We start from the raw sequence: 24328 nt of genomic DNA on the forward strand, positions 1-24328 counted from the left end.
GTCACTCCGCGGCTGACAGGACCCGCCGCGACCTTTCGGCCTGCGCCTGATAGTCCCGCTGCCAGTCCGAGGGACCGTTCGAGGGGCTGACCTGCACGGCGGTGACCTTGTATTCCGGGCAATTGGTCGCCCAGTCCGAAAAATCGGTCGTCACCACGTTAGCCTGCGTCATCGGATGGTGAAAGGTCGTATAGACCACGCCCGGCGACACCCGGTCGGTCAGCACCGCCCTGAGCGTCGTCTCTCCGGCCCGGCTGGCCAGCCGCACCCAGTCGCCCTCGTTGACGCCCCGCACCTCCGCGTCATGGGGGTGGATCTCCAACACGTCCTGGTCGTGCCAGATGCTGTTTTCGGTCCGCCGCGTCTGCGCGCCGACATTGTATTGCGACAGGATGCGCCCGGTGGTCAGCAACAGCGGGAACCGCGGGCCGGTCCGTTCATCCGTCGCCACGTATTCGGTGATCATGAAATGACCCCGCCCCGCCTGGAACCCGTCCACATGCATCAGCGGCGTGCCCTGCGGCGCGGCCTCGTTGCAGGGCCACTGGACCGAGCCAAGCTCCTCCAGCCGCTCATAGCTGACGCCCGCGAAGCTGGGCGTGGTGGCCGCGATCTCGTCCATGATCTGGCTGGGATGGGTATAGTGCCAGCCCGCCCTGCCCGTCTCCTTCAGCAGGGCATTGGCCAGCATCTGCGTGACCTCCCAATCCTCGTATCCGTTGCGGGGCGCCATCACGCGGCGCACGCGGTTGATGCGGCGTTCGGCATTGGTGAATGTGCCGTCCTTCTCCAGGAAACTGGACCCGGGCAGAAAGACATGCGCGTAATTCGCGGTCTCGTTCAGGAACAGGTCATGGACGATCACGCATTCCATCGCCTTGAGGCCCGCGGCCACGTGATGGGTATCGGGGTCCGATTGCAGGATGTCCTCTCCTTGGCAATACAGCCCCTTGAACGTCCCCTCGACCGCCGCATCCAGCATGTTCGGGATGCGCAGGCCCGGCTCGGGGTCGATCTTGACCCCCCAGGCCGCCTCGAAGATGGCGCGCACATCCGGCAGCTTGACGTGGCGGTATCCCGGCAGCTCGTGCGGGAACGACCCCATGTCGCAGGCGCCCTGCACGTTGTTCTGACCGCGCAGCGGGTTCACCCCCACGCCGGGCCGCCCGATATTGCCGGTCAGCATCGCCAGGTTTGCGATGGCCATGACGGTGGTCGATCCCTGGCTGTGCTCGGTCACGCCCAGCCCGTAATAGATCGCGCCATTGCCGCCCGTCGCGAACAGCCGCGCCGCCGCGCGCAGATCGGCGGCGGGAACACCGGTCAGCGCCTCGACAGCCTCGGGGGCGTGGCGGGGGTCGGCGATGAACTCGGCGTAATGCTGGAACTCGTCCCAATCGCAGCGGTCGCGGATATAGGCCTCGTCCATCAGCCCCTCGGTCACGATCACATGCGCCATCGCGCTGACCACAGCCACATTGGTGCCCGGACGCAGCGGCAGGTGGTGATCGGCCTCGACATGGGCGGAACGCACGATGTCGGTGCGGCGCGGATCGACGACGATCAGCCGCGCCCCCGCCCGCAGGCGCTTTTTCAACCGGCTGGCAAAAACCGGGTGCCCGTCCGTGGGGTTCGCGCCGATGATCAGCACCACGTCGGTCTGTTCCACGGAATCGAAATCCTGCGTCCCGGCCGATGTGCCAAACGTTTTGCCCAGCCCGTAACCCGTGGGCGAATGACAGACGCGCGCGCAGGTGTCGGTATTGTTGTTGCCGAACACCGCGCGGGTCAGCTTCTGGACCAGATAGGTTTCCTCATTGGTGCAACGGCTGGAGGTGATGACCCCCACCGACCGCCGCCCGTGCCGCTCCTGGATGGCGTGCATGCGACGGGCCGCAAAGGCCAGCGCCTCGTCCCAGGCGACCTCGCGCCAGGGCTCGTCGATGCTGTCGCGGATCATCGGCGACAGGATGCGGTCCTTGTGCGCGGCATAGCCATAGGCAAAGCGCCCCTTGACGCAGCTGTGGCCGCGGTTGGCCTTGCCGTTCTTCCACGGCACCATGCGCACCAGCGTGTCGCCGTTCATCTCGGCCTTGAAGCTGCAGCCGACGCCGCAATAGGCGCAGGTGGTGATGACCGACCGCGTCGGCGTACCCAGCGCGGCCACCGACTTCTCCTGCAGGGTCGCGGTCGGGCAGGCCTGCACGCAGGCCCCGCAGCTGACGCAATCGCTGGCCAGGAAATTCTCTCCGGCGACGGCCACGCGGCTGTCAAAGCCCCGCCCCTCGATGGTCAGCGCGAATGTCCCCTGCACCTCCTCGCAGGCCCGCACGCAGCGCGAACAGACGATGCACTTGCTGGGATCATAGGTGAAATAGGGATTGCTGTCGTCCTTGGGGATGAACAGCGGGTTGTCATGCCCACCACGCAGCCGCGCCTCGGCCTGAGACCGCGCGCCCTGCCCCGAGACGTCGAAATGGTTCGCGCCGGGCGTATAGCGCACATCGCGCAATCCCACCTGCCCTGCCGCATCCTGCAACTCGCAATCGCCATTGGCCGCGCAGGTCAGGCAATCCAGCGGGTGGTCGCTGACATACAGCTCCATCACGCCGCGGCGCAGCTTGCGGATCTTGTCGGTCTGGGTCCGCACGACCATGCCCTCGGCCACGGGGGTGGTGCAGCTGGCGGGCGTGCCGCGCCGGCCCTCGATCTCGACCACGCACAACCGGCAGGACCCGAAGGCCTCCAGGTTGTCGCTGGCGCACAGCTTGGGGATCTGCACCTCGGCCATCATGGCCGCGCGCATCACCGACGTGCCCTCAGGCACCGTCACCTGAACCCCATCGATGGTCAGGCAGACGGGCGGGCCGTGGCGGGCGGGGGTGCCCATGTCACGCTCGTCGCCCGGGGCGAATTGGGGGATGATGAAGTCTTTCATTCGGCGGCCTCCCTTTGGGTGGCGAAATCGTCTGGAAATTGCGTCAGCGCGGACATGACCGGATAGGGGGTGAACCCCCCCAGCGCACAGAGAGAGCCATCCTTCATCGTCTCGCACAGGTCGGTCAGCAGGGCGGCGGCAGCAGGGTCGCCCGCGGCGATGCGGTCGATGGTCTCGACGCCCCGAACCGCGCCGATCCGGCAGGGCGTGCATTTCCCGCAGGATTCGATGGCGCAGAACTCCATCGCGAACCGCGCCATCTGCAGCATGTCGGCGCTGTCGTCGAACACGACCAACCCCGCATGGCCGATCAGCCCGCCCGCCGCGTCGAAATCCTCGTAGCCCATCGCCGTGTCGAATTTCGACACCGGCATATAGGCGCCCAGCGGCCCGCCGACCTGCACCGCCTTGACCGGACGCCCCGTCGCCGTGCCGCCCGCGATATCGTTGACCACCTCGCCCAGCGACAGGCCGAACGCGGTCTCGAACAGCCCGCCCCGCGCGACATTGCCGGCAATCTGCAGCGTGACCGTTCCGCGCGACCGGCCCAGCCCGAAATCGGCATAGGCTTGCGCGCCGCGCTCAAAGATCACCGGCACGGTCGCCAGACTGATCACGTTGTTCACGACCGTGGGCTTGCCCAGAAACCCTTCCAGCGCGGGCAGCGGGGGTTTCGCGCGGACCGTGCCGCGCTTGCCCTCCAGGCTGTTCAGCAGGCTGGTTTCCTCTCCGCAGACATAGGCGCCGGCGCCGACCCGCACCTGCATGTCAAAGGCGCGCCCCGAGCCCAGCACGTCCGGCCCCAGCACGCCGCGCGCGCGAGCGATCGCGACCGCCTGTTCCAGCACCGCGATGGCAACCGGATATTCCGACCGCATATAGACATAGCCGCGCGTGGCCCCCACGCCCAGGGCGGCAATCGCCATCCCCTCGATCAGCGTGAAGGGGTCGCCCTCCATGATCATCCGGTCGGCAAAGGTGCCGCTGTCGCCCTCATCGGCATTGCAGACGATGTATTTCTGATCGGCGACGGCCTCGGCCACGGTCTTCCACTTGATGCCGGTCGGAAACCCCGCGCCGCCGCGCCCGCGCAACCCGCTGGCGGTGACCTCGGCCACGATCTGGGCGCTGTCCATCGCCACGGCCCGGCGCAGGCCGACCAGCCCGCCATGGGCCGCGTAATCGTCCAGATCAAGCGGGTCGATCAGCCCGCAGCGTGCGAATGTCAGCCGCGTCTGGCGCGCGAAGAAGGGGATATCCTCGACCGTGCCCAGGCTGTTCAGCCGCCCGTCCATCAGCGCCGGGACATCCGCCGCCGATACCGGGCCATAGGCCAGCCTGCGCCCGTCCGCCTCGATCTCGACCAGCGGCTCCAGCCAGACCATGCCGCGCGATCCGTTGCGGATGATCTGCACGTCCAGACCGCGCAGTGCCGCCTCGTGCGCGATGGCATCGGCGACCGCATCCGCGCCCAGCGCCTTGGCCGCGCTGTCCAGGGGAACATAGATCCTCATGCGCCCGCCCCCGTCTCGGCTAGCAGCCGGTCGGCATCGACCCGCCCCAGCAACCGCCCGTCCAGCATCGCGGCAGGGCCGCAGGCGCACAGGCCCAGGCAATAGACCGGCTCGACCGTGACCGCGCCGTCCGGGGTGGTGCCGTGCCAGTCCACGCCCAGCCGCGCCAGGGTCTCCGCCGCGACGCCGGTGCCGCCCATCGCCTGGCAGGCCTCGGCGCGACAGATTTTCAGGACCTGCCGCCCGGCAGGATGGTCGCGGAAATCGTGGTAAAAGCTGATGACGCCCAGAACCTCGGCCCGGCCCAGGTTCAGCAGATCGGCCAGCACCGGCACCGCCGCCTGGGGCACATGCCCCCATTCGGCCTGGATCGCATGCAGCATGGGCAGCAGTGGCCCCTCCAGCGCGGTCAGGGGCGCCACGATCTGGCGGATATCCTCGGCTGAGGGGGTGGCTGCGGCTAAGTTGGCTGGCGCGGGGTCACGCATGGCTGGCCTTTCTGTCGTTCCCCCCCAGTCAACGCCCGGAATGATCACAAATCAATATCGCAGTTCCGTCATACGATAGGCTGCGCCTATGACACCATGCGCCGCGCCTCGGTCAGCAGGGCCTCCAGCACGGGTGTGTGGGGCTCGCGCCAAGGCGCGATCAGGCCGACGGCATGGCCCGGCCCCTCGGGGGCCAGCTGCACCAGCGCCAGCGGCTTGCCCTGTGCCAGAAACCCCGCGATGTCCTGCGGCAGGATCGTGACCCAACCCCCGGCCAGCACCTGCGAGACCAGCACCACGGTGGAATTGCTCTCGACCATGGCCAGGGGGGTGACGCCCGCATCGGCCAGGCGGCGGTTGATGATGCGGCGGTTCTGCATGTCGGGCGTCAGCAGGCACAGCCGCAGCCCGTCCAAGCCCGCCCAGTCCAGCACCCCGGCCCCCGCCAGCGCATGATCCGCCGGCACCACCAGGCTGTAGCGTTCGTCATACAGCGGCACCGCGCTGACCCGGCCCAGCGGCTCGTTGTCCAGATAAGAGATGCCCGCATCGACCTGCAGGTCCTCGATCATCTTCAGGATCTCGACCGAGGCGCGCGACAGGATCGTCAGCCCGACATTCGGATGCGCCGCCCCATACCGGGCCGCCAGCCGCGCGGCCCAGGTCAGCGCGGTCGGCACCACCGCGATGCGCAGCTGGCCGGTCAGCCCGTGGCGGGTGGCGCGCATCTCGTCGCGCAGCTGGCGGGCGTCGCCCACGATGCGCCGCGCCCAGACCAGCGCCGCCTGCCCCTCGGGCGTCAGCCCGCCATAGCGCGCGCCGCGAAAGATCAGCAGGACGCCCAGCTGCGCCTCCAGCTGCTTGATGCCCGCCGACAGGCTGGGCTGTGTGATGCCCAGCGTGGCCGCGGCGCGTCCGAAATGACCCTCCTTGGCCACGGCCAGGAACATCTCCAGCTTGTCGATCATGGCGCCTCCTTTGCGGCGCATCAGGCGCGCATGGGCCTGCGGGGTCAAGCCTTGCCGCGCGCGCCTCGCCCGGGCAGGGTCAGGCGATGGACGACATCCTGCTGATCCACGGGGCCTGGCATGGCGGCTGGTGCTGGGACGCCACGGCGGCGGCCCTGCGCGCGCGGGGCTGGCGCGTGGCCTGCCCCGACCTGCCCAATGCGGCGGACACGACGCTGGCGCAGGCGGTGGCGGCCCTGCCCCCGGCCCGCGTGATCCTGGGCCATTCGATGGGCGGCATCCTGGCCGAGGCGCTGGCCAGCCGCCACCCGCCTTGCGCGCTGATCCACCTGTGCAGCTATCTACCCCTGCCCGGCGACAGCCTGGCCGCGCTGGACCGGCTGATCCCCGCACCGCCCCGCGCCTGGCCGCGCGACCCCGAGGGCCGCCTGATCCTGCCCCCCGATGCGGCGCGGGCGCTGATGCTGCACGGGCTGTCGGACGCGCAGGCGATGCAGGCCATCGCCAGCCTGCGCCCCCAGCCGGTCGGGCCTTTGCGCGATCGCTGGCCCGGGCCGCGCGCGGCGGTGGCGCGCCATTATGTGCTCTGCGGACAGGACCGCGCCATCGCGCCCGCGCTGCAACGCGCCATGCTGGCCCGCGCCCCGGTCCAGCATCTCCATGAAGCCGATTGGGATCATTCGCCTTTCCTCACCGATCCGCAGGGGCTGGCCGATCTGGTGGACCGCATCGCGCGTTAGTCCACCGCCACGGCCACAACCGCCAGGCAATCGCCGGTCTGGACCAGCCCGGGGAAATGCCGCGCCGCCAGCAGGCCGGGGCGGTTCGCATGGACGGTGACCGGCGCAACCCCGGTGCGGTCGGCGGGCCAGATGCAGGCCAAAGGCTGTCCCTCAGCCACGGCCTCTCCCAGATCGACCAGCGGATGGATCAGCCCGCCCTGCGGCGCGAAATGGAAGCAGGCGTCGTCGGGCATGTCCAGCATGCGGCCGGCCGCGGCGCCCTCGACCGGGCCGGACAGGATGCCTGCATGGCGCAGCACATTGCGCGCCCCCCGCAGCGCGATCGCGACCGAGGCCGCCGTGGCCGTCCCGCCGCCGCCCAATTCGGTCGTGACAAAGACCTTGCCCTGCTGTTCCACCGTGGTGTCGAACATGCCGACCGCGTCGATTTCCCGCATCATCATCGACCAGGGCGCGCCAAAGGCCCGCATCGCGGCAACGCAGGCCGCCTGCTGATCCGCATCGTCCAGGTAATGCGCCGCGGCATAGGGCAGAAAATCCAGCGTCTTGCCGCCCGAATGGTAATCCAGCACGACATCCGCCGCAGGCACCAGAACCGTCGCCAGATAATCCGCGATCTTTTGCGTCACCGTGCCGTCCGCGCGGCCCGGAAAGGCGCGGTTCATGTTGACCCCGTCCACCGGGCTGACCCGCGTGCCCGCCGCCACCGCGGGCGCGTTCATCGCGGGCAGGATGATCACGCGGCCCATCACCTGCGCGGGCTCCAGCTCCCAGGCCAGCTGCTGCAGCGCCAGGGGGCCTTCGTATTCGTCGCCGTGATTGCCCCCGGTCAGCAGCGCGGTGGGACCGTCGCCGCCCCGGATCACCGTCAGCGGGATCATCACGCTGCCCCAGGCGCTGTCATTGCGGCTGTGCGGCAGGCGCAGGAACCCGTGATGCTTGCCGGGCGCGTCCAGCGGGATGGTGGGGGTGATCGCCGTCACGACTTCACCAGCATCCGGCGCGGCAGGGTGCAGAACAGGTCGGGCGCGCCATCGGTGATGATGATCGATTCCGTGGTCTCGTATCCCCAGTCGTCCATCCACAGCCCGGTCATGAAATGGAACGTCATCCCCGGCTGCAGCACCGTCTTGTCGCCCCGGCGCAGCGACATGGTGCGTTCGCCCCAGTCGGGCGGATAGGACAGGCCGATCGGGTATCCGGTGCGGTTGTCCTTGACGATGCCGTGGCGGTCCAGCACCCGGAAGAAGGCGTTGGCAACATCCTCGCAGGTATTGCCGGCGCGGGCGGCCTCCAGCCCCTCTTCCATGCCCTCCAGGACGGCCTTTTCGGCCTCCAGCATCGCGTCGGGGGGCGTGCCGAGGAAAATCGTGCGCGACAGCGGCACGTGGTACCGCTGATAACAGCCCGCGATCTCGAAGAACGTGCCCTCCTCGGGCTTCATCGGCTGGTCGTCCCAGGTCAGGTGCGGCGCGCCCGCATCGGGCCCCGATGGCAGCAGCGGCACGATGGCCGGATAGTCGCCGCCATGCCCCGACCATTCGTCATAGCGCAGGCCCGCGTCATAGATCTCGGCCACCAGATCGCATTTGCGCATGCCGACCTCGACCTTGTCGGCGATGCGGCGGTGCATGCGTTCGACAATGCGCGCGGCCTTGCGCATGTATTCCAGCTCTTTCTCGGTCTTGACGGCGCGCTGCCAGTTGACCAGCGACACCGCGTCGGTCAGCCGCGCGTCCGGCAGGCCCGCGACCAGACAGCCATGCGCCTTGGCGGAATACCAGTAATTGTCCATCTCGACCCCGATGGTGCCGCGGTTCCAGCCCATGTCGGTCAGCCGGGCGGCCAGATACTCCATCGGGTGGCGGACCTCGGACTGCACGTAATGGTCGGGATAGCCGATGATCGCGTCCTCGGGCATCCAGACGGTGCGCAGCGCACCCTGCGCGTCCTGCCCGCGCCCGAACCACACGGGCGGGCCGGACGGCCCCACGATCACGCATTGATGCACATAGAAAGACCAGCCGTCATAGCCGGTCAGCCAGGCCATGTTGGACGGATCGCTGACGATCAGCACGTCCAGCCCCTGACGCGCCATGCGGGCGCGGGTGCCGCTCAGGCGGGCCTGATATTCCTCGGTCGCAAATCGTTCGGGCGTGCGTTGCAGTTCGGGCATGGGCGTGAACCTTGCAGGGGGGTGATGTTACCAGCTTCGGGTGCGAAACAGCGCGCCGGGGCCGTGGGCAGGAATGCGCGCGCGGTCCAGCATGGCCCAGAACAGCGCCTGGTTCGCGGTCAGGACGGGCTTGCCCAACCGCGCCTCCAGCGCGTCGATCAGCTCCAGCGCGGCAGCGCGGTGCAGGACAGAAACAGCGCCTGCGCGTCGGGGTGATCGGCGGCCAGCGCCATCTCGGTGATCTCGGGCGGGGACAGCAGCGCCATCTCGCGGTCGTCGGCATGGCCCATCGAGACACTGCGCACCACGTCGATGCCCTGCGCGGCAAAGCGGTCCGCGACCAGCGCCGTGGTCAAGGCCAGATAGGGCGTCATCAGCGCGACCCGCGACACCCCCAAGGCCGCAAAGCCTCGCAGCGCCGCCCCGGCAGGCGCGGTCACAGGCGCGCGGTCGCCGGTCAGCGCCTCCAACCCCTCGCCCAGCACGGCCGATGCGGATGTGCAGCCGAACGCGATCCCGGCCAGGGGCACGCCCGGCACGATCAGGTTTGCGGCCTCGGCCAGCCGGGGGCCGGTCGCGCGCAGGTTCGCCTCGGTCGTGGGGTTGTCAAAGGCGATGCGGGTGACGTGCAGGCGGGTGCCATGGGGCATCAGGCGCGCGGCATCGGCCTCAATCGTCATGTCGGTCGCAAGCGCGATCAACCCGAACCGGGTCAGGGCATCACGTGTCATGGATCAGCCCCCCACCGCCAGATCGCGCAGGAACAGCGCGATCTGCGGGAAAAAGATCAGCGCCACCGACACCGACAGCAGGATGCAGACAAAGGGCGGCGTGCCGCGGATCACCTCCCAATAGGGCCGCTTGAACACCGCGATGGCCGTGAAGATGTCGCAGCCAAAGGGCGGGGTCGCGCTGCCGATGGCGACCTGCAGGGTGACGATGGTGCCGACCAGCACCGGGTCCAGCCCGGTGGCCTGCACCACGGGCGCAAAGATCGGCACCAGGATCAGGATCACCACGATGGGGTCCACGAACATGCAGCCGATGAAGAACGCGATGGAGATGGTAAACAGCACCCCATATCGGCCCATCGCGTCGATGCCGATGCCCGACAGGATCTCCTGCGGGATCTGGGCAAAGCTGATGATATAGCTGAAGGCCGCGCCCGCGCCGACCAGGATGAAGACCACCGCCGTGATCAGCCCGGTCGATTTCGCGGTCGCGAACAGCTGGCGGGGGGAGACCTCGCGGAAGACGATCATCTCCAGCACCACGGCATACAGAACGCAGGCCGCCGCCGCCTCGGTAGGAGAGAACACGCCACCATAGATGCCGCCGATGATGATGACCGGAAACCCCAGGGGCCAGATCGCGCGGCGCATGGCCCGCAGGCGCAGCGGCCAAGGCGTGCGCGGCTCGGTCGGCACATTGTGCCGCACCGCATAGATATAGGCATAGATCGAGAACAGCAGCAAAATCAGCAGCCCCGGCCCGATACCCGCCAGAAACAGCTCGGATATCGAGGTGCCCGACACCACGCCATAGATGATCATGCCGATCGACGGCGGGATCAGGAAGGCGATGTCGGAGGCGTTGATGATCAGCGCCAGCGTGAAGCGGTCGCTGTATCCCGCCTTGAGCAGGCGCGGGCGCAGCGGCCCGCCCACGGCCACCACCGTCGCCTGGGTCGAGCCCGACACCGCGCCGAACATCGTGCAGGCCCCGGCCGTGGAAATCGCAAGCCCGCCCTTGATATGGCCCAGAAAGGCCATCACCAGGTCGATCAGGCGGCTGGCGGACTGGCCGCGGGTCATGATCTCGGCGGCAAAGATGAACATCGGAACCGCGATCAGGCTGGCGGGCTGGATGCCCGCGATGACCTGCGCCACCAGCGTGTCCAGCTGGCCGATGCCACCGAACAGACCGATGAACCCCACGACGGCGCCCAGGATCAGCGGCACCATCATCGGAAAGCCCAAAAGCAGCAGCACGATCATCGTGCCCAGAATGGCGGTCGTCATGCGTCGGGGTCCTTGGCGGGCAGGTCATAGCCGTCGCGCGTCGCGGTCGACAGCCAGATGTCGGGTTCGGTCAGGTTCTTCAGCGCGGTCAGCGCGTATTGCAGGCCGGTCAGAAAGAACCCCGCCGGAACCCAGACGATGATCCACCATTGCGGAATGCTCAGCGCGGGCAGCACGCGCCCCCGGCTGGCCTGGGTCATCACATAGGACAGCGCAAACCAGGCCAGCCCCAGCAGCAGCGCCGCCGTCAGCGCCGAGATGGCGACCATCATCGCCTTGCGGCCCGCATGCGGCAGCGCGTCGGTCAGCGCCGACATGCGGATGTGCCGCCCGTGGCGCGCCGCATAGGACATGCCGGCAAAGGTGATCAGCACGATCAGCGCCTGGTTCACCTCCTCCGCGAAATAGAGCGATCGGCCAAAGACGAACCGCCCCACGACATTGGCGACCGTGTTGATCGCCATGGCCAGCACGCCCAAGGCCAGCGCCACGGCCTCGACCCGCGCGATGGCGCGGTCCAACAGGCCCAGGGGCCCGGGCAGGCCCGATTGATACAGGCTGTCGTCGATGTCGTCCTGGGCCTGCACCGCCTCGGCGGTGGCCAGGATCTGATCGTCGTCGGACAGGCGCGGGGGCCGGTCTGCAGGGGTGTTGGGCGTCATGGCCACCTGTCCAGATCTTGTGTCGTCAGCGGAACCGGCCCGCGGCGGGGCCGGTTCCCGTCAGCGCGATCAGTTCGCGGCAGCGTCCAGGTCGGCCTTCATCTGGTCCAGCACCTCCTGGGCACGGGGGCCGCCGATCTCAAGGAAGGTCGCCTCGACCCGCTCGGCCGTGTCGCGGAAGGGGGCGCGCTCCTCCTCGGTCAGGGTGGTCACGGTGATCGACGGCTTGGCCGCCGTGATCGCCTCAAGCGAGGCCTCGGTCAGGCCCTGCTGGTATTCGATGATGTGATCGAAGGCGGCCTGCGTGGCGTCGCGGATGACCTGCTGATCCTCCTCGGACAGGCCCGCGAAAAAGTCCTGGTTAGCCATCAGCGCGGTGGTGAAGTTGTTGTGCCCCAGGCGCGTGATGTGGTCCTGGACCTCGTACATGCGGGTCGATTCGATGAAGAAGGCCGGGTTTTCCTGCGCGTCCACGATGCCGGTCTGCAAACCGCCATAGACCTCGCCCCAGGGCAGCGGCGTGGGCGTGGCGCCGAACGCGCGATAGCTTTCGACCAGCAGCGGGTTGGTCATGACGCGCACCTTGACGTCGTTGAAATCGGCGGGTGCGGCGATGGGGCGGTCGGAGGTGACCATCACCTCGCCCTCGGGATACATGGTCAGCAGCTCCAGCCCCTGCTGGGCATAAAGCTCGGGGAAGATCGTGTTGATCGCCTCGGAATTGCGGAAGAAGGCGAACAGCTGGTCGTCATCCTCGGGCAGCAGATAGGGGACGAAGAACACCTGCGCCTCGGGGATCAGCGCGCCGGTGAAACCGGGCGACTGGTTCACGAATTGCAGGATGCCCGACTGGGTCTGCTCCAGGATGTTGTCCGATTCCCCCAGCGTGCCGAACGGGAACAGCTGGACCTCGTGGTCGGAATTGGCCTCGACCTCTTCCTTGAACTTCTGGGCGAAGACGCCCTGAACCTCGTCCAGCGCCTCCTCGAAGGCATAGCGCCAGGTGTCGGCCATGGCTGCCCCCGATCCCAGGATCAGGGCGGTCAGGCTGGCGGTCGCCAGGCGAAAGGCGGGGCGGGTCGTGTGGGTCATGATACCTCCTGTTGGGGCGGGCCTGGCACGGGGATCGCGCGGGCCCTTCTGCGGCAGGATTCGGACCTTGCGGACCGTTCCGGTTGGGCCCGATGGTTCGGGACAAGCGGATTCCAAGTCAATTGATGTATTAAATCATGACAATTTGGTCAGCAGAAGTCAAACAGGTCGCCCAATTGTCCCGCCCCCGGCCGCCCGTCAGCCGGGCAGTATTGCCGATACGATGCGCAGCGCCTGCTCCAGATCGCGCATCGGCGGCCCGCCCAGGGACAGCCGCAGCGCCGGTCCCTGGGGCAGCACGGCAAAGCCCGCGCCGGGGGCCAGCGCCACCTGATGGGACAGCGCCTGCGCCAGGGCCGCGCCCTCATCCGTGCCCGGCGCCAGCGGCATCCAGCGGTGCAAACCGTGCAGAAACCCCTGCGCACGCTGGCCCAGGACGCGCACCGCCAGCCGGTTGCGCGCGGCCAGCTCGGCGCGCTGCGCGGCCAGCAGCGCGTCGGCGGTGCCGCCGGTAATCCAGTCCTGCGCGATCTCGGCCATCAGGGGGGTGGCCATCCAGGCCATCGACAGATGCCGGTTCAGCGCGGCCTCTGCCAATTTTTCGGGCATCGCCAGAAAACCCAGGCGCAGGCCCGGCGACAGGCATTTCGACAGGCCGGTGAAATAGAAGCTGCGGTCCGGGGCGAACCCCGACAGGGCGGGCGGGCGGCGCGGCGGCATCGGCCCGGTCGGGTCGCTTTCCAGGATCATCAGCCCGGCCTGGGTCGCGGCGCGGGCCAGCGCCGCACGCCGGTCGCGGTCCATCACCCGCGCCCGCGGCCCCCCGCCCGAGGGCAGCAGGAACACCGCCTTCATCCGCCCGCCCGAGGCCCGCGCCGCCCTCAGCAGCGCGTCGGGGTCCATGCCCTGATCGTCGTCGGGGATGCCCTGCAGGCGCAAATGCAGGTGCTGGGCGGCGGGCCGCAGCGTGTGGCAGGTGACGGATTCGGTCGCGATGATGTCGCCGGGCTGGGCCACGCATTGCAGCGCCACGAACATGGCGGGGGTGGTGCCGTTGGTGATCAGGATGCGCTGCGCCGGCACCACCATCCCGCAGCGCGCCAGCCAGGCCGCCGCCATCCCGCCGTAAAGCGCCATCGTCTGGCGCGGGCGAAAGGACAGCATGGCGGGGTCCGGCAGCGTGCCCGATAGCCGCATCAGCGTGTCGGCCCAGGCCGCGCGGATTTGGGGCAGCGCCACGGGGGTCATCATCGACAGGTCGATCGGCGGCCGGTCGGTGGGGGCGCGGAACCACGGCACCTCGATCGTCTCGCGCGGGCCGGACCGGACAAAGCTGCCGCGCCCGACCTCACCCGAGATCAGATCGGCGCGGATCAGCTCCTCATAGGCGCGGCTGACGGTCTGGACGCTGACGCCCAGCTGCCACGCCAGGTCGCGATGCGGCGGCAGGCGCGCACCCGGCGCCAGGCTGCCCGCGTCGATGGCCGCGGCGATGCCCTGGGCCAGGCTGCGATAGGCCGGGCGCGTGATGTCGGTGCGTCTCAGGGGCCAATGGGACATGGCGCGCAGGATCGCGCGGCGCGGGCGGATTGACAAGCGGCCCGCGCGGGGGAACATGCGCCCCATGATCCCGCCCCGCAGCCTGCGCCTGGACGACCGCGACATCGCCATCCTGGCGGTGCTGTCGCGCGAGGGGCGCATCACCAAGACCGACCTGGCCGCCCGCGTGAACCTGTCGCCCACGCCCTGCTGGGACCGGATGCGGCGGCTGGAACAAGCGGGCCTGATCCGCGGTTACCGCGCGCAGATCGACCTGGGCCTGCTGGGTCCGCATGTGCAGGTCTTTGTCACCGTCGAACTGGACCAGCACCGCAGCGAAAGCTTTCAGCGGTTCGAGGCGGTGATCGCGCGTATGGACGCCGTCACCGGCTGCTGGGCCATCGGCGGGGGGTTCGACTATCTGATGTCGGTGATCGCCCCGGACGTGGCGGCGTTCCAAGGCGTCATGGATGCGCTGCTGGACAGCGGCGCGGGGGTGCGGCGCTATTTCAGCTATATCGTGACCAAGCCGGTCAAGGATCAGCCCGCCTTGGGCGCAATGCTGGAACATCATCGGCTTGAGGGCTGAACTTCAGGGATTTCCTCGGGCAGGAGCCATCGGATCAGAGGAATCCTCGGGTCCCGCCGCCCTATCCTGCCCCCAGCAGGAACAGGAGCGATGATGCTGACGAATGACGAACTGGCCCGTTGGGACCGCGAGAGCTTTTTCCACCCCTCGACCCATCTGGGGCAATTCGCGCGGGGCGAGGCGCCGCAGCGCATCATCACCGGGGGCGAGGGCTGTCATATCACCGACCGCGACGGCAACCGCCTGCTGGACGGTTTTGCGGGGCTGTACTGCGTGAACGTCGGCTATGGCCGCCCGGAAATCGCGCAGGCCATCGCCGATCAGGCGCATCAGCTGGCCTATTACCACGCCTATGCCGGCCACGGGTCCGAGGCCGCGATCACGCTTGCGCAGATGGTCATGGACCGCGCGCCCCAGGGCATGGCGCGGGTCTATTTCGGCCTGTCGGGGTCGGATGCGAACGAGACGAACATCAAGCTGGTCTGGTATTACAACAACATCCTGGGCCGCCCGAAGAAGAAAAAGATCATCAGCCGCTGGCGGGGCTATCACGGGTCGGGCCTGATGACCGGCAGCCTGACCGGGTTGCAGCTGTTTCATGCCAAGTTCGACCTGCCGCTGGAGCAGGTGATCCATACCGAGGCGCCCTATTACTTCCGCCGCCCCGATGCGGCCATGTCGGAATCCGATTTCGTGGCCCATTGCGTGGCGCAATTGGAGGCGCTGATCGCGGAACATGGCGCCGACACCATCGCAGCCTTCATCGGCGAGCCGGTGCTGGGCACCGGGGGCATCGTGCCGCCGCCCGCGGGCTACTGGCCCGCCATCCAGGAGGTTCTGGACCGCCACGACATCCTGCTGATCGCGGATGAGGTGGTGACGGGTTTCGGGCGTCTGGGGACGATGTTCGGGTCGGACCATTACGGCATGCGCCCCGACCTGATCACCTGCGCCAAGGGCCTGACCAGCGCCTATGCGCCGCTATCGGCCAGCATCGTCGGCACGCGGGTCTGGGACGTGCTGACGCGCGGCACGGATGAGAACGGCGTGATGGGCCACGGCTGGACCTATTCCGCGCATCCCATCGGGGCGGCGGCCGGGGTGGCGAACCTGAAGCTGATCGACAGCCTGGGCCTGGTCGAGAATGCCGGGACCGTGGGCGCCTATCTGAACGACCGGATGCGGTCGGCCGTGGGGGATCACGCCCATGTCGGAGAGGTGCGCGGCGAGGGCATGCTGTGCGCGGTCGAGCTGGTCGCGGACCGCGACACGCGGCGGTTCTTTGACGCGTCCGAGGGCAAGGGCGCCAAGGTCGTGGCGGCGATGCTGAAGCGCGGCGTGATTGCGCGGGCGATGCCGCAGGGTGACATCCTGGGCTTTGCCCCGCCGCTGTGCCTGACGCGCGAAGAGGCCGACCGGATCGTCGACGTGACGGCCGAGGCGCTGGCCGAGGTGCTGGGCTGAATTGCGTCCCGCGACGGCGGGGGGACTTCACGTCCCCCCGCACCCCCCTGTGGCGTCGTCCTGACGGAGCACGGTCGTGATCTGATCGGGGCGGTCGATGTCGCGCAGAAGGCCGGGGGCGGCGAGGTGCTGCCGGGTGGGCAGATCGCGCAGCAGGCGTCCGGCGCCCTGATCGCCGGTCAGCGCAGCCAGCGCCGGCAGCCAGGCGCGCGGAAAGCAGGCCGGAGGCAGCGGCGCCGCGCCATCGTAGCTGCAGGACGGCAGGTCGGCGGTTGCCATCGCCACCACCTGCGTCAGATGCGCGGCGGTCACGTCGGGCATGTCGCCCAAGGCGATCAGCAGGCGGTCGGGGTTGCCCGCCGCGGCCAGACCAGCGCGCAGGCTGTCGGATTGCTGACCCTGAGCGATCATCACGATGCGGAAGCCCTGCAGCAGCGGGCGCAGCGCGGGGTTCGTGATGACCGCGATGCGGTGATCCAGGGCGACCTGTCGCATGGCCTGCGCGGCATGGGCCACCAGCGGCAGGCCAACCACGGGGGCCAGCAGCTTGTCCTCGGGGCCGAAGCGGTGTGAGGCTCCGGCGGCCAGCAGCAGGCCGGTGCGGATCACGCGGTCAGCGCCTCGTAGGCGGCCAGGATCTGGGTCAGGGCGGAGGCCGCGATCAGGCGCGGGTCGCGCCCCTGCTGGGTCACGCCGATTGGGCCGGTCAGGCGCCGCAGCGTCGCGTCATCGAAGCCCTGCTCAGACAGGGCCGCCAGCCGCGCGGCCTGCGCCCGGCGCGACCCCAAGGCGCCGATGTAGAACGCGTCCGACCGCAGCGCCGCCGCCAGCGCGGGCAGTTCGCGGTCGTGGTCGTGAAACAGCGTCACCACGGCGGTATGGGCGTCCGGGCGCGCGTCGCGGCCCATCAGGGGCAGGTCCATCGCGGCGACCAGCGTGGCCAGGGCCTGCGCCTCGTCCCCCTCTCCGTGGATCTGGAAAGCGGGGGGCGGCGGCAGGGTCAGCGCAAAGTCATCGGCATCGGGGTCGCCCGCGCGGCAGGGTGCGCCGGTGCGCAGGTTCACGCACCACTGCCCGGTGCGGCGGCGGATGCGGTCGTCCCAGATGGCGCCCAGCCAGTCGGGGTCGGGCCTGTGGATCAGCGCGATCTGCACCGTGCCGCCGCAGGGCAGTGGCAGGTCCAGCGGGCCGCCCACGCCATAGGTCAGCCGCGTCACCGGGCCGGGCGCGTCCAGATGGGCTGCGATATCCGCGTCGATGCAGCCCGCGCCCAACCGCCCGACCCGCACGCCATCCGGCCACAGCGCCATCATCGCGCCGGGGCGGCGCGGAAAGCCCCCCTGCGCGTCGGTCAACAGCGCCAGAGACCCGCCGGGGCGGCGCAGCAGCGCCTTGACCGGGCAGTCGGTGGGGGCAGTGATGGGCGAGGAGATCGACATGGCGCAGGCTTTCGGCAATCGGTTCTGGCAGCGTAACGCGGCCGGGGCGATTTGGATGCCAGAAAAGCGACGGGTCCGGTCATTCCGGACAGGGCTGCCCGGCTGCCCCCCATTTCAGCACGTCGTCGATATGGGTCTGCAGCCCGAGTGGCGCAGCTTCGCGACCGCCTCCGGGGGCGAAACCCCAGGCGACAAAGCCGCCGTGACCGGCATCCTCCTGCAGATGCTGGGCCAGCTCGACCCAGTCGCGCCCACCGTTCAGGGCCGGGTCGCGCAGTTGGCGGCAGATCGCGGCGCTGTCCAGGCCGAACCAGGCCATCTCGACCGGGGGCAGCTGCCAGGGGATCATCGCGTTGGGCGCCTGGCGCGGGTCCGAGTCCAGCGTCGATGCGGTGACATGGCAGGTGGCGCAGGGCAGCGTCTCGATGCCCATGCGGCTGTCGCCGCCGCTGATGGCCATGCCATGCGGGCGGGGTTCGGGAAATTCGGGGCCGGACCACATGGGCAGGTGATCGGACCCCACATGGCAATTCGCGCAGCGCGGATGCGAGACGACCTGATGCACCCGGTCCCAGGCCGCCAGCCCGTCGGCGGGGCTGACCGAGCCCTCCTCGGGCGGGGCCACGATCGAGGGCATCACCTCCGCGCCCGCAGGCCCGGCCATGAGCAACAGTGCCAGGACCCGGATCATGCGAACCGCACCGCGCGCGAGAACGGCATCTGGCGCAGCCGTTGGCCGGTCGCGGCAAAGATCGCGTTGCCAAGCGCCGCGGCGGCGGGCGGCACGCCGGGCTCGCCCAGGCCGCGCAGGGGGCCGTTCTCCAGCAGGCGGACCTGCACGGCGGGGGTCTGGTGCATGCGCATCCCCTCATAGGCGTGGAAATTGGTCTGGTCGGGGGCGTGGCCGCGATAGGTCAGTTCGCAGTTCATCGCATGGCCCAGCCCGAACAGCATGCCGCCCGAAAGCTGCGCCTCGGCGTTCACCGGGTCCAGCACGATGCCCACATCGGCCACCGCAAAGGCCTGTGTCAGGCGAATGCCCTGCGGGGTGTCCTCAACCTCGACCACCTGGGCGCAGGGCACGCCGAAGGACAGGCAGAACGCCACGCCCCGCCCGCGCCCTTGGCCCCCCGCGCGCCCGGTCCAGCCCGACAGGTCGCGCACCGCCTCCAGCACCGCGCGCGAGGGGGCGTGGTCGCACAGGCGCAAAAGCCCCTCCATCGGGTCGATGCCTGCGGTGGCGAACATCTCGTCCAGGGCGGTGCCGAAAAAGAAGCCGTTCGACGACGCGCCGACCGACCGCCAGCTGCTGACCGGCACGGTTTCGGGCGCGCGCAGGCCGGTCACGCGAAAATGCGGGATGGCGAAGGGCTGGTCCCAGGCCCCAGTGGTGATGCTGACATCGCCGCCCGGCGGCGCGCTGCTGACGCGGCCGAACCAGGAGGCGATGACCGAGGGGCTGGCCACGGTCAGGTCCAGCGCCTGCACGCCATCGGCGGTCACGCGCCCCCGGACGCGGGCGATCTGGGCGGGGCGGGGCTGGTCATGGGCGAAATCCTCCTCGCGCGACCAGGTCAGCTTGACCGGGCGGCCGGGGACGGCCATCGCGATTTCTACGGCCTGGGCGATGAAGTCGATCTCCAGCCGCCGGCCAAAGCTGCCGCCGATCATCTGGTTCTCCAGCCGGATCGCGGTCTGGGGCAGGCCGGTCAGGGCGGCGGCGCGGGCCACGGCGAAATCGGGCACCTGCGTTCCGGCCCAGATGGTGCAGGCGTCATCGGTGACCAGAACCGTGGCGTTCATCGGCTCCAACGGCGCATGGGCCAGGAACGGCACGCGGTATTCGGCGGCGAAATCGCCGGGTGCGATGGCCGCGTCCACATCGCCATCGTCGCGGCGGCGCGTGTCGATGGCGCCCGCGTCATGGGTCGCCTCCAGCGCGGCCCAGATGGCGTCCTGATCGCCCGCCGTGTCGGGTGTCGTGAACGCCACATCCAGCGCCGCTGCCGCGCGCATCGCCGACCAGGTGTCGCGGGCCAGAACCGCGACGCCCCCGGTGATGGGCAGCACGCGCAGCACGCCCGGCATGCCTTCGGCGGCGACCGGGTCCAGACGGGCGACCGTGCCGCCCCAGGGCGCCATCCGCACGGTGGCGTGCAGCATCTCGGGCAGGACCAGGTCGATGCCATAGACCTGCGTGCCAGTCGATTTGGCGACCACATCGGCGCGCTGCATCGGCTGACCCAACCAGCGCCATTGCGACCGGTCGCGCAGCACGATGTCGGTCACGGGCTCCAGCCGCGCGGCCTCGACCGCCAGATCGGCATAGGGGATGCGCGTGCCGTCGGGCAGGATCACCGCGCCGTCCGCCGTGTTCAGATCGGCGCGGGACAGGCCGTGACGCGTGGCTGCGGCCTGCTTCAGCGTCTCTCGCGCGACGGCACCCGCCTCGCGCAGCTTGTCGAACCCATCGGCGGTCGAGCTGGAGCCGCCGGTCATCTGCCAGCTCAGCAGACGCGCGGGAATGTCGGCGGCGCCCCGCGCGGTTTCGGCCAGCCAGCCCGTGTCGGTGGGCGCAAAGGGCATGAAATCCGCGATCAGCGCGCGGTTATAATAGGCGGCGCTGACCGGGCCGGGGATGATGCGAGCGGTGGCGGGGTCGATGTCCAGCTCTTCGGCGATCAGGGCGGCCTGCAGCCAGCGCGCGCCCTGCCCCTTGTCCGCGCGCGGCGCGACCAGCGTGACGCCATCCGCGTCGATCAGGACGTAAGGGTTCAGCGCCCCGGCATCGGTCCCCGCGAACGGGTCGGGCAAGGGCCGCGTATAGCGCCAGGCGCCAAAGGCCACGCCCCCCGCCACCGCGACCGACCCGATCAGAAAGCCCCGCCGCGCGATGCGCCCGGCCCGGCTCATCAGACCCCGCCCATGCGCAGGGCCGCAGCCCGGATCGCGGCGCGGATGCGCGGATAGGTGGCGCAGCGGCACAGGTTGCCGGACATGGCGCGGTCGATATCCTCATCGGTGGGGTCACCGTTCAGCGACAGAAGGGCCGCGGCCTGCATGATCTGGCCCGACTGACAGTATCCGCATTGCGCGACCTGTTCGCCGATCCAGGCGGTCTGGACGGGATGGGGCGCGTCGGGGGTGCCCAGGCCTTCGATGGTGGTGACCTCTCCGGTCACATCGGCCAAGCGGATCTGGCAGGCGCGCACCGCCATGCCGTCCACATGCACCGTGCAGGCCCCGCATTGCGCGATGCCGCAGCCGTATTTCGTGCCGGTCAGGCCCAGCAGATCGCGCAGCGCCCACAGCAGGGGCATCTGCGGATCGGCCTCCAGGCTGCGGCGCTGTCCATTGACGATCAGTTCCATGCCGCGACCCTGCCGCAGGCCGGGCCGTCCCGCAAGATGCACCAACACAGGACCCGCCGTCACGTCACGGCAAAAGACCGCCGATCCTTGCGGATGGCGGTCCATGCGGGTGCCGAAAGGGGCAGATCTTACTTGATCTTGCCTTCCTTGTATTCGACGTGCTGACGCACGACCGGGTCGTATTTCCGGACGGACATCTTTTCGGTCATCGTGCGGGCATTCTTCTTGGTCACATAGAAGTGGCCGGTGCCGGCGGTCGAGTTCAGCCGGATCTTGATGGTGGTCGGCTTCGCCATGGTTGTCGCTCCTGCTTCGGGGCAATCGCGCGCCGCAAACCCCGTGGAATTCGTGTTGAAGCCGCCTTTTAGTCCCGCAGGTGGCGAAGTCAACTGCCAAACCCGCCCCGGGACGCGAAAACACCGAAAAACCCGCCTGAGGACCAGATGCGCCTTGCCCCGCGATGCGGCGCGGGCGATATTTCCGGCCGGACATATTGCTTTGGAGCCCACCATGCCCCCTGCCCGCCTGACCCTTGCGGCGATTCTGCTGTCCCTTCCGGGCGCGGGCGCGGCCGAGACGGTGCAGGTCTTTGCCGCGGCGTCGCTGCAAACGGCGCTGGACCGGATCGGGGCGGATTTCACCGCCCGGACCGGGCATGACGTGGTGCTGACCTATGGCAGCTCCAGCCTGCTGGCCCGCCAGACCACCCAGGGGGCGCCCGCCGACATCATCCTGCTGGCCAACCCCGAATGGATGGACGTGCTGGAGGATCAGGACCTGCTGGCGCCCGGCACCCGGCGCGATCTGCTGGGCAATGCGCTGGTGCTGGTGTCGGGCGATCCGCAGGCGGGGCCGGTGGCCATCGACGCCGGGCTGGACCTGCCCGGCCTGCTGGCGGGCGGGTTCCTGGCGATGGGGCTGATCGATTCGGTGCCTGCGGGGCAATACGGGCATACCGCGTTGACCCATCTGGGGCTGTGGGACGCGGTGCAGGACAAGGTTGCGCAGGCCGACAACGTGCGCGCGGCCCTGGCGCTGGTCGCTGCGCGCGAGGCACCGTTGGGCATCGTCTATGCCACCGACGCGCAGGCCGACCCGCGCGTCACCGTCATCGGCCAGTTCCCCGAGGACAGCCACCCGCCGATCACCTATCCCGTGGCGCTGCTGGCGCAGGCGCAGGACGCCGCCGACCGCGCCTTTATGGACGCGCTGTCGGCCCCCGAGGCGCAGGCCGTCTTTGCCGCCGAAGGCTTTACCCTTGCCCGCTGACTGGCTGTCCCCGGCGGACTGGCAGGCGGTGCGGCTCAGCCTGAAGGTCGCGTTCTGGGCGGTGCTGTGCAGCTTGCCTCTGGGCATCCTGACCGCGCATGCGCTGGCGCGCTGGCGCTTTCCGGGGCGGGGGCTGCTGAACATGCTGGTGCATCTACCGCTGATCCTGCCGCCGGTGGTGACAGGTTATCTGCTGCTGCTGACCTTCGGGCGGCAGGGGGCGGTGGGCGCCTGGCTGGAGCAGGTCGGCATCGTGCTGGCCTTTCGCTGGACGGGGGCGGCGCTGGCGGCGGCGATCATGGCATTCCCGCTGATGGTGCGCGCCATCCGCCTGTCGATCGAGGCCGTGGACCCGCGCCTGGAACAGGCCGCCGCCACCCTGGGCGCGCGCCCGGCCTGGGTGTTCGTGACGGTCACCCTGCCGCTGATCCTGCCGGGCATTCTGGCGGGGGCGGTGCTGGCCTTCGCCAAGGCGATCGGCGAATTCGGGGCCACCATCACGTTCGTGTCGAACATTCCGGGACAGACCCAGACCCTGCCCTCGGCCATCTACACCCGCCTGCAGGTGCCGGGGGCCGAGGCGCAGGCCGGGCGGCTGGTGCTGGTGGCGATTGCGCTGTCAGTGGGGGCGCTGGTCCTGTCGGAATGGCTGTCGCGCGCCGCAGCCCGCCGGGTCGCGCCATGAGCCTGTCGGTCCGCATCGACCATACCTGGCCGGGATTCGCCCTGTCGGTCGACGTCACCGCGCCGCCGGGCGTCACGGCGCTGTTCGGCACGTCGGGCGCGGGCAAGACCACGCTGATCCGCGCCATCGCGGGCCTGCTGCGCCCCGACCGGGGCCGGATCGCGGTGGACGGGCGGGTGCTGTTCGACAGCGACCGCGGCGTGAACCTGCCGCCGCACCGCCGCCGCGTGGGCTATGTCTTTCAGGACGCGCGGCTGTTCCCGCATCTCAGCGTGCGGCAGAACCTGCTCTATGGGCGCTGGTTCGCGGGGCCGGGCGGCGGGCCGACGCTGGCGCAGATCACCGATCTGCTGGGCATCGCCCCCCTGCTGGAGCGTCACCCCGCCGCGCTGTCGGGCGGCGAGGCGCAGCGCGTGGCCCTGGGGCGCGCTCTGCTGGCCCGCCCCGGCATCCTGCTGCTGGACGAGCCGCTGGCCGCCCTGGATCAGCCCCGCAAGGCCGAGATCCTGCCCTATCTGCGCGCGCTGCGCGACGCGACCGACCTGCCCATCCTCCATGTCAGCCACGACCCCCAGGAGATCCGCGCCCTGGCCACGACCGTCCTGCGGCTGGAGGGCGGGCGCGTCATCGCCCAGGGGCCGCCCGACGCGGTGCTGCCCCTGCCCCTGGACGCGGGCGTGACGCTGCGGGCCACGCCGCGCGACGGGCCGGGGCCGGGGCAATGGGTCGATACCGCCGCCGGGGTGCTGCATGTCGCGACCCGCGCCACCGGCCCGCTGCAGCTGCGCATCGCCGCCGATCAGGTGATGGTCGCGACCGCGCCGCCCGCCGGCCTGCTGGGGGCCACGGTCCTGCCCGCGCGGGTGGTGGAACAGGCGGACGGCCTGCTGCGGCTGGCGGTGGGGACCACGCATCTGCTGGCCCGCGCGCCGCAGGACCCGGCGCTGTGCCCGCCGCCGGGCTGCGCGGTCCACGCCGTGCTGCTGCGCGACCCGACCGTGCTGGACGCCACCGGCCGCGCAACCGGCAGCCCGTCGCAGACCGACTGAGCGGCATGGCCCCGCGCGGTCGGGGCCGTAAGCCATTCCGGCATTCGTCTGTTGACATGCGTTCCATCTGGGCGCGAACTGAAGGCTGTATCGGTGTTTTCTAAGCATCTCTTGTCATTTTATTCGGTTTTCGGCGTTCCATGTGCGGCATTATCGGGATTTTGGGTCGTCACGAGGTTTCGCCTCAGCTGGTGGATGCGCTGCGGCGGCTGGAGTATCGGGGCTATGACAGCGCCGGGGTCGCCACGGTGGACGGCGCCGGGCGGCTGGAGCGCAGGCGCGCGGTGGGCAAGCTGGTCAACCTGTCGGACCTCTTGGTCC

Annotated in this window: 24 protein-coding genes; 7 read left to right on the forward strand and 17 right to left on the reverse strand. The window is 69.7% G+C overall.

From position 1 onward, the window contains the following. Position 1: 1 nt before the first annotated feature. From fdhF to FA740_RS06055, 4 genes are all read right to left on the reverse strand, one after another. Positions 2-2938 carry a formate dehydrogenase subunit alpha gene (gene fdhF / locus FA740_RS06040; protein WP_136855877.1) on the reverse strand — a complete coding sequence of 979 codons (2937 nt, stop codon included), beginning with the start codon at positions 2936-2938 and terminating at the stop codon, positions 2-4. After that, positions 2935-4452 carry a formate dehydrogenase beta subunit gene (locus tag FA740_RS06045; protein ID WP_136855878.1) on the reverse strand — a complete coding sequence of 506 codons (1518 nt, stop codon included), beginning with the start codon at positions 4450-4452 and terminating at the stop codon, positions 2935-2937. The genes fdhF and FA740_RS06045 overlap by 4 nt, the downstream gene beginning before the upstream one ends. Continuing rightward, positions 4449-4940, reverse strand: coding sequence for a formate dehydrogenase subunit gamma (locus tag FA740_RS06050; protein WP_136855879.1), 492 nt, complete (start codon positions 4938-4940; stop codon positions 4449-4451). The genes FA740_RS06045 and FA740_RS06050 overlap by 4 nt, the downstream gene beginning before the upstream one ends. An 86-nt stretch (positions 4941-5026) precedes the next feature. Continuing rightward, positions 5027-5908 (reverse strand): LysR family transcriptional regulator, encoded by an 882-nt coding sequence (locus tag FA740_RS06055; RefSeq protein ID WP_136855880.1) that lies wholly within the window; start codon positions 5906-5908, stop codon positions 5027-5029. Positions 5909-5994: 86 nt separating this feature from the next. On the opposite strand from FA740_RS06055, the gene FA740_RS06060 reads away from it, so the two are divergent. Beyond that, entirely contained in the window at positions 5995-6648 is a 654-nt protein-coding gene (locus tag FA740_RS06060; RefSeq protein ID WP_136855881.1) for an alpha/beta fold hydrolase, read from the forward strand. On the opposite strand, the gene doeB is transcribed toward FA740_RS06060, so the two are convergent. The 7 genes from doeB to ehuR all read right to left on the reverse strand — a co-directional run bounded on the left by doeB (position 6645) and on the right by ehuR (position 14162). Further along, a complete protein-coding gene (gene doeB / locus FA740_RS06065) occupies positions 6645-7634 on the reverse strand; it encodes a N(2)-acetyl-L-2,4-diaminobutanoate deacetylase DoeB (protein WP_136855882.1) in 990 nt (329 codons plus the stop codon). The genes FA740_RS06060 and doeB overlap by 4 nt on opposite strands. Further along, positions 7631-8827 carry an ectoine hydrolase DoeA gene (doeA, locus tag FA740_RS06070; RefSeq protein ID WP_136855883.1) on the reverse strand — a complete coding sequence of 399 codons (1197 nt, stop codon included), beginning with the start codon at positions 8825-8827 and terminating at the stop codon, positions 7631-7633. Before doeA ends, doeB begins: the two co-directional genes overlap by 4 nt. A gap of 158 nt (positions 8828-8985) precedes the next feature. Beyond that, positions 8986-9558, reverse strand: a complete 573-nt coding sequence (locus FA740_RS06075) for a maleate cis-trans isomerase family protein (protein WP_136855884.1) — start codon at positions 9556-9558, stop codon at positions 8986-8988. A 3-nt stretch (positions 9559-9561) separates the two neighbouring features. Continuing rightward, positions 9562-10848 carry a TRAP transporter large permease gene (locus FA740_RS06080; protein ID WP_136855885.1) on the reverse strand — a complete coding sequence of 429 codons (1287 nt, stop codon included), beginning with the start codon at positions 10846-10848 and terminating at the stop codon, positions 9562-9564. Beyond that, positions 10845-11510 (reverse strand): TRAP transporter small permease, encoded by a 666-nt coding sequence (locus FA740_RS06085; RefSeq protein WP_136855886.1) that lies wholly within the window; start codon positions 11508-11510, stop codon positions 10845-10847. Before FA740_RS06085 ends, FA740_RS06080 begins: the two co-directional genes overlap by 4 nt. 69 nt (positions 11511-11579) lie before the next feature. Beyond that, positions 11580-12602, reverse strand: coding sequence for a TRAP transporter substrate-binding protein (locus FA740_RS06090; protein ID WP_136855887.1), 1023 nt, complete (start codon positions 12600-12602; stop codon positions 11580-11582). A gap of 198 nt (positions 12603-12800) precedes the next feature. Next, the gene (gene ehuR, locus FA740_RS06095) at positions 12801-14162 is read right to left on the reverse strand and encodes a MocR-like ectoine utilization transcription factor EhuR (protein ID WP_169306229.1); all 1362 of its coding nucleotides are present in this window, start codon (positions 14160-14162) and stop codon (positions 12801-12803) included. Positions 14163-14226: 64 nt separating this feature from the next. Here ehuR and FA740_RS06100 point away from each other — a divergent pair, with 64 nt between their 5' ends. After that, positions 14227-14730 carry an Lrp/AsnC family transcriptional regulator gene (locus FA740_RS06100; protein ID WP_169306230.1) on the forward strand — a complete coding sequence of 168 codons (504 nt, stop codon included), beginning with the start codon at positions 14227-14229 and terminating at the stop codon, positions 14728-14730. A gap of 93 nt (positions 14731-14823) precedes the next feature. After that, entirely contained in the window at positions 14824-16194 is a 1371-nt protein-coding gene (locus tag FA740_RS06105) for an aspartate aminotransferase family protein (RefSeq protein ID WP_136855909.1), read from the forward strand. 27 nt (positions 16195-16221) lie between these two features. Here FA740_RS06105 and FA740_RS06110 read toward each other — a convergent pair whose 3' ends face one another. The 6 genes from FA740_RS06110 to rpmG all read right to left on the reverse strand — a co-directional run bounded on the left by FA740_RS06110 (position 16222) and on the right by rpmG (position 21300). Then, positions 16222-16803: a nucleotidyltransferase family protein gene (locus FA740_RS06110; RefSeq protein WP_136855890.1), complete on the reverse strand. Its 582-nt coding sequence runs from the start codon at positions 16801-16803 to the stop codon at positions 16222-16224. Beyond that, a complete protein-coding gene (locus FA740_RS06115; protein ID WP_136855891.1) occupies positions 16800-17633 on the reverse strand; it encodes an XdhC family protein in 834 nt (277 codons plus the stop codon). Before FA740_RS06115 ends, FA740_RS06110 begins: the two co-directional genes overlap by 4 nt. 79 nt (positions 17634-17712) lie before the next feature. After that, positions 17713-18324 carry a hypothetical protein gene (locus FA740_RS06120; protein ID WP_136855892.1) on the reverse strand — a complete coding sequence of 204 codons (612 nt, stop codon included), beginning with the start codon at positions 18322-18324 and terminating at the stop codon, positions 17713-17715. Then, on the reverse strand, positions 18321-20546 hold the full coding sequence (locus tag FA740_RS06125; RefSeq protein WP_136855893.1) for a xanthine dehydrogenase family protein molybdopterin-binding subunit: 2226 nt from the start codon (positions 20544-20546) through the stop codon (positions 18321-18323). The genes FA740_RS06120 and FA740_RS06125 overlap by 4 nt, the downstream gene beginning before the upstream one ends. Beyond that, positions 20546-21004, reverse strand: a complete 459-nt coding sequence (locus FA740_RS06130) for a (2Fe-2S)-binding protein (protein ID WP_136855894.1) — start codon at positions 21002-21004, stop codon at positions 20546-20548. Before FA740_RS06130 ends, FA740_RS06125 begins: the two co-directional genes overlap by 1 nt. Before the next feature lie 128 nt (positions 21005-21132). Then, positions 21133-21300: a 50S ribosomal protein L33 gene (rpmG, locus tag FA740_RS06135; protein WP_042244479.1), complete on the reverse strand. Its 168-nt coding sequence runs from the start codon at positions 21298-21300 to the stop codon at positions 21133-21135. Between the two features lie 214 nt (positions 21301-21514). Here rpmG and modA point away from each other — a divergent pair, with 214 nt between their 5' ends. The 4 genes from modA to FA740_RS06155 form a co-directional block, all read left to right on the forward strand. Beyond that, positions 21515-22273 (forward strand): molybdate ABC transporter substrate-binding protein, encoded by a 759-nt coding sequence (modA, locus tag FA740_RS20000; RefSeq protein WP_246053484.1) that lies wholly within the window; start codon positions 21515-21517, stop codon positions 22271-22273. Beyond that, entirely contained in the window at positions 22263-22958 is a 696-nt protein-coding gene (gene modB / locus FA740_RS06145; protein WP_246053486.1) for a molybdate ABC transporter permease subunit, read from the forward strand. Before modA ends, modB begins: the two co-directional genes overlap by 11 nt. Then, on the forward strand, positions 22955-24007 hold the full coding sequence (modC, locus tag FA740_RS06150; RefSeq protein ID WP_136855897.1) for a molybdenum ABC transporter ATP-binding protein: 1053 nt from the start codon (positions 22955-22957) through the stop codon (positions 24005-24007). Before modB ends, modC begins: the two co-directional genes overlap by 4 nt. Positions 24008-24147: 140 nt before the next feature. Beyond that, positions 24148-24328, forward strand: a 181-nt coding sequence (locus tag FA740_RS06155; protein ID WP_136855898.1) for a hypothetical protein, incomplete at its 3' end; no start/stop codon positions are given.

The organism is Paracoccus hibiscisoli, from assembly GCF_005048265.1.
GTDB classification, from domain to species: Bacteria; Pseudomonadota; Alphaproteobacteria; order Rhodobacterales; family Rhodobacteraceae; genus Paracoccus; species Paracoccus hibiscisoli.

Excerpts from the sequence above, each read along its gene's own strand:
- fdhF (WP_136855877.1), bottom strand. The coding sequence starts at position 2,938 with ATGAAAGACTTCATCATCCCCCAATTCGCCCCGGGCGACGAGCGTGAC.
- FA740_RS06045 (WP_136855878.1), bottom strand. The coding sequence starts at position 4,452 with ATGAGGATCTATGTTCCCCTGGACAGCGCGGCCAAGGCGCTGGGCGCG.
- FA740_RS06050 (WP_136855879.1), bottom strand. The coding sequence starts at position 4,940 with ATGCGTGACCCCGCGCCAGCCAACTTAGCCGCAGCCACCCCCTCAGCC.
- FA740_RS06055 (WP_136855880.1), bottom strand. The coding sequence starts at position 5,908 with ATGATCGACAAGCTGGAGATGTTCCTGGCCGTGGCCAAGGAGGGTCAT.
- FA740_RS06060 (WP_136855881.1), top strand. The coding sequence starts at position 5,995 with ATGGACGACATCCTGCTGATCCACGGGGCCTGGCATGGCGGCTGGTGC.
- doeA (WP_136855883.1), bottom strand. The coding sequence starts at position 8,827 with ATGCCCGAACTGCAACGCACGCCCGAACGATTTGCGACCGAGGAATAT.
- FA740_RS06075 (WP_136855884.1), bottom strand. The coding sequence starts at position 9,558 with ATGACACGTGATGCCCTGACCCGGTTCGGGTTGATCGCGCTTGCGACC.
- FA740_RS06080 (WP_136855885.1), bottom strand. The coding sequence starts at position 10,848 with ATGACGACCGCCATTCTGGGCACGATGATCGTGCTGCTGCTTTTGGGC.
- FA740_RS06085 (WP_136855886.1), bottom strand. The coding sequence starts at position 11,510 with ATGACGCCCAACACCCCTGCAGACCGGCCCCCGCGCCTGTCCGACGAC.
- FA740_RS06090 (WP_136855887.1), bottom strand. The coding sequence starts at position 12,602 with ATGACCCACACGACCCGCCCCGCCTTTCGCCTGGCGACCGCCAGCCTG.
- ehuR (WP_169306229.1), bottom strand. The coding sequence starts at position 14,162 with ATGTCCCATTGGCCCCTGAGACGCACCGACATCACGCGCCCGGCCTAT.
- FA740_RS06100 (WP_169306230.1), top strand. The coding sequence starts at position 14,227 with ATGATCCCGCCCCGCAGCCTGCGCCTGGACGACCGCGACATCGCCATC.
- FA740_RS06105 (WP_136855909.1), top strand. The coding sequence starts at position 14,824 with ATGCTGACGAATGACGAACTGGCCCGTTGGGACCGCGAGAGCTTTTTC.
- FA740_RS06115 (WP_136855891.1), bottom strand. The coding sequence starts at position 17,633 with ATGTCGATCTCCTCGCCCATCACTGCCCCCACCGACTGCCCGGTCAAG.
- FA740_RS06120 (WP_136855892.1), bottom strand. The coding sequence starts at position 18,324 with ATGATCCGGGTCCTGGCACTGTTGCTCATGGCCGGGCCTGCGGGCGCG.
- FA740_RS06125 (WP_136855893.1), bottom strand. The coding sequence starts at position 20,546 with ATGAGCCGGGCCGGGCGCATCGCGCGGCGGGGCTTTCTGATCGGGTCG.
- FA740_RS06130 (WP_136855894.1), bottom strand. The coding sequence starts at position 21,004 with ATGGAACTGATCGTCAATGGACAGCGCCGCAGCCTGGAGGCCGATCCG.
- rpmG (WP_042244479.1), bottom strand. The coding sequence starts at position 21,300 with ATGGCGAAGCCGACCACCATCAAGATCCGGCTGAACTCGACCGCCGGC.
- modA (WP_246053484.1), top strand. The coding sequence starts at position 21,515 with ATGCCCCCTGCCCGCCTGACCCTTGCGGCGATTCTGCTGTCCCTTCCG.
- modC (WP_136855897.1), top strand. The coding sequence starts at position 22,955 with ATGAGCCTGTCGGTCCGCATCGACCATACCTGGCCGGGATTCGCCCTG.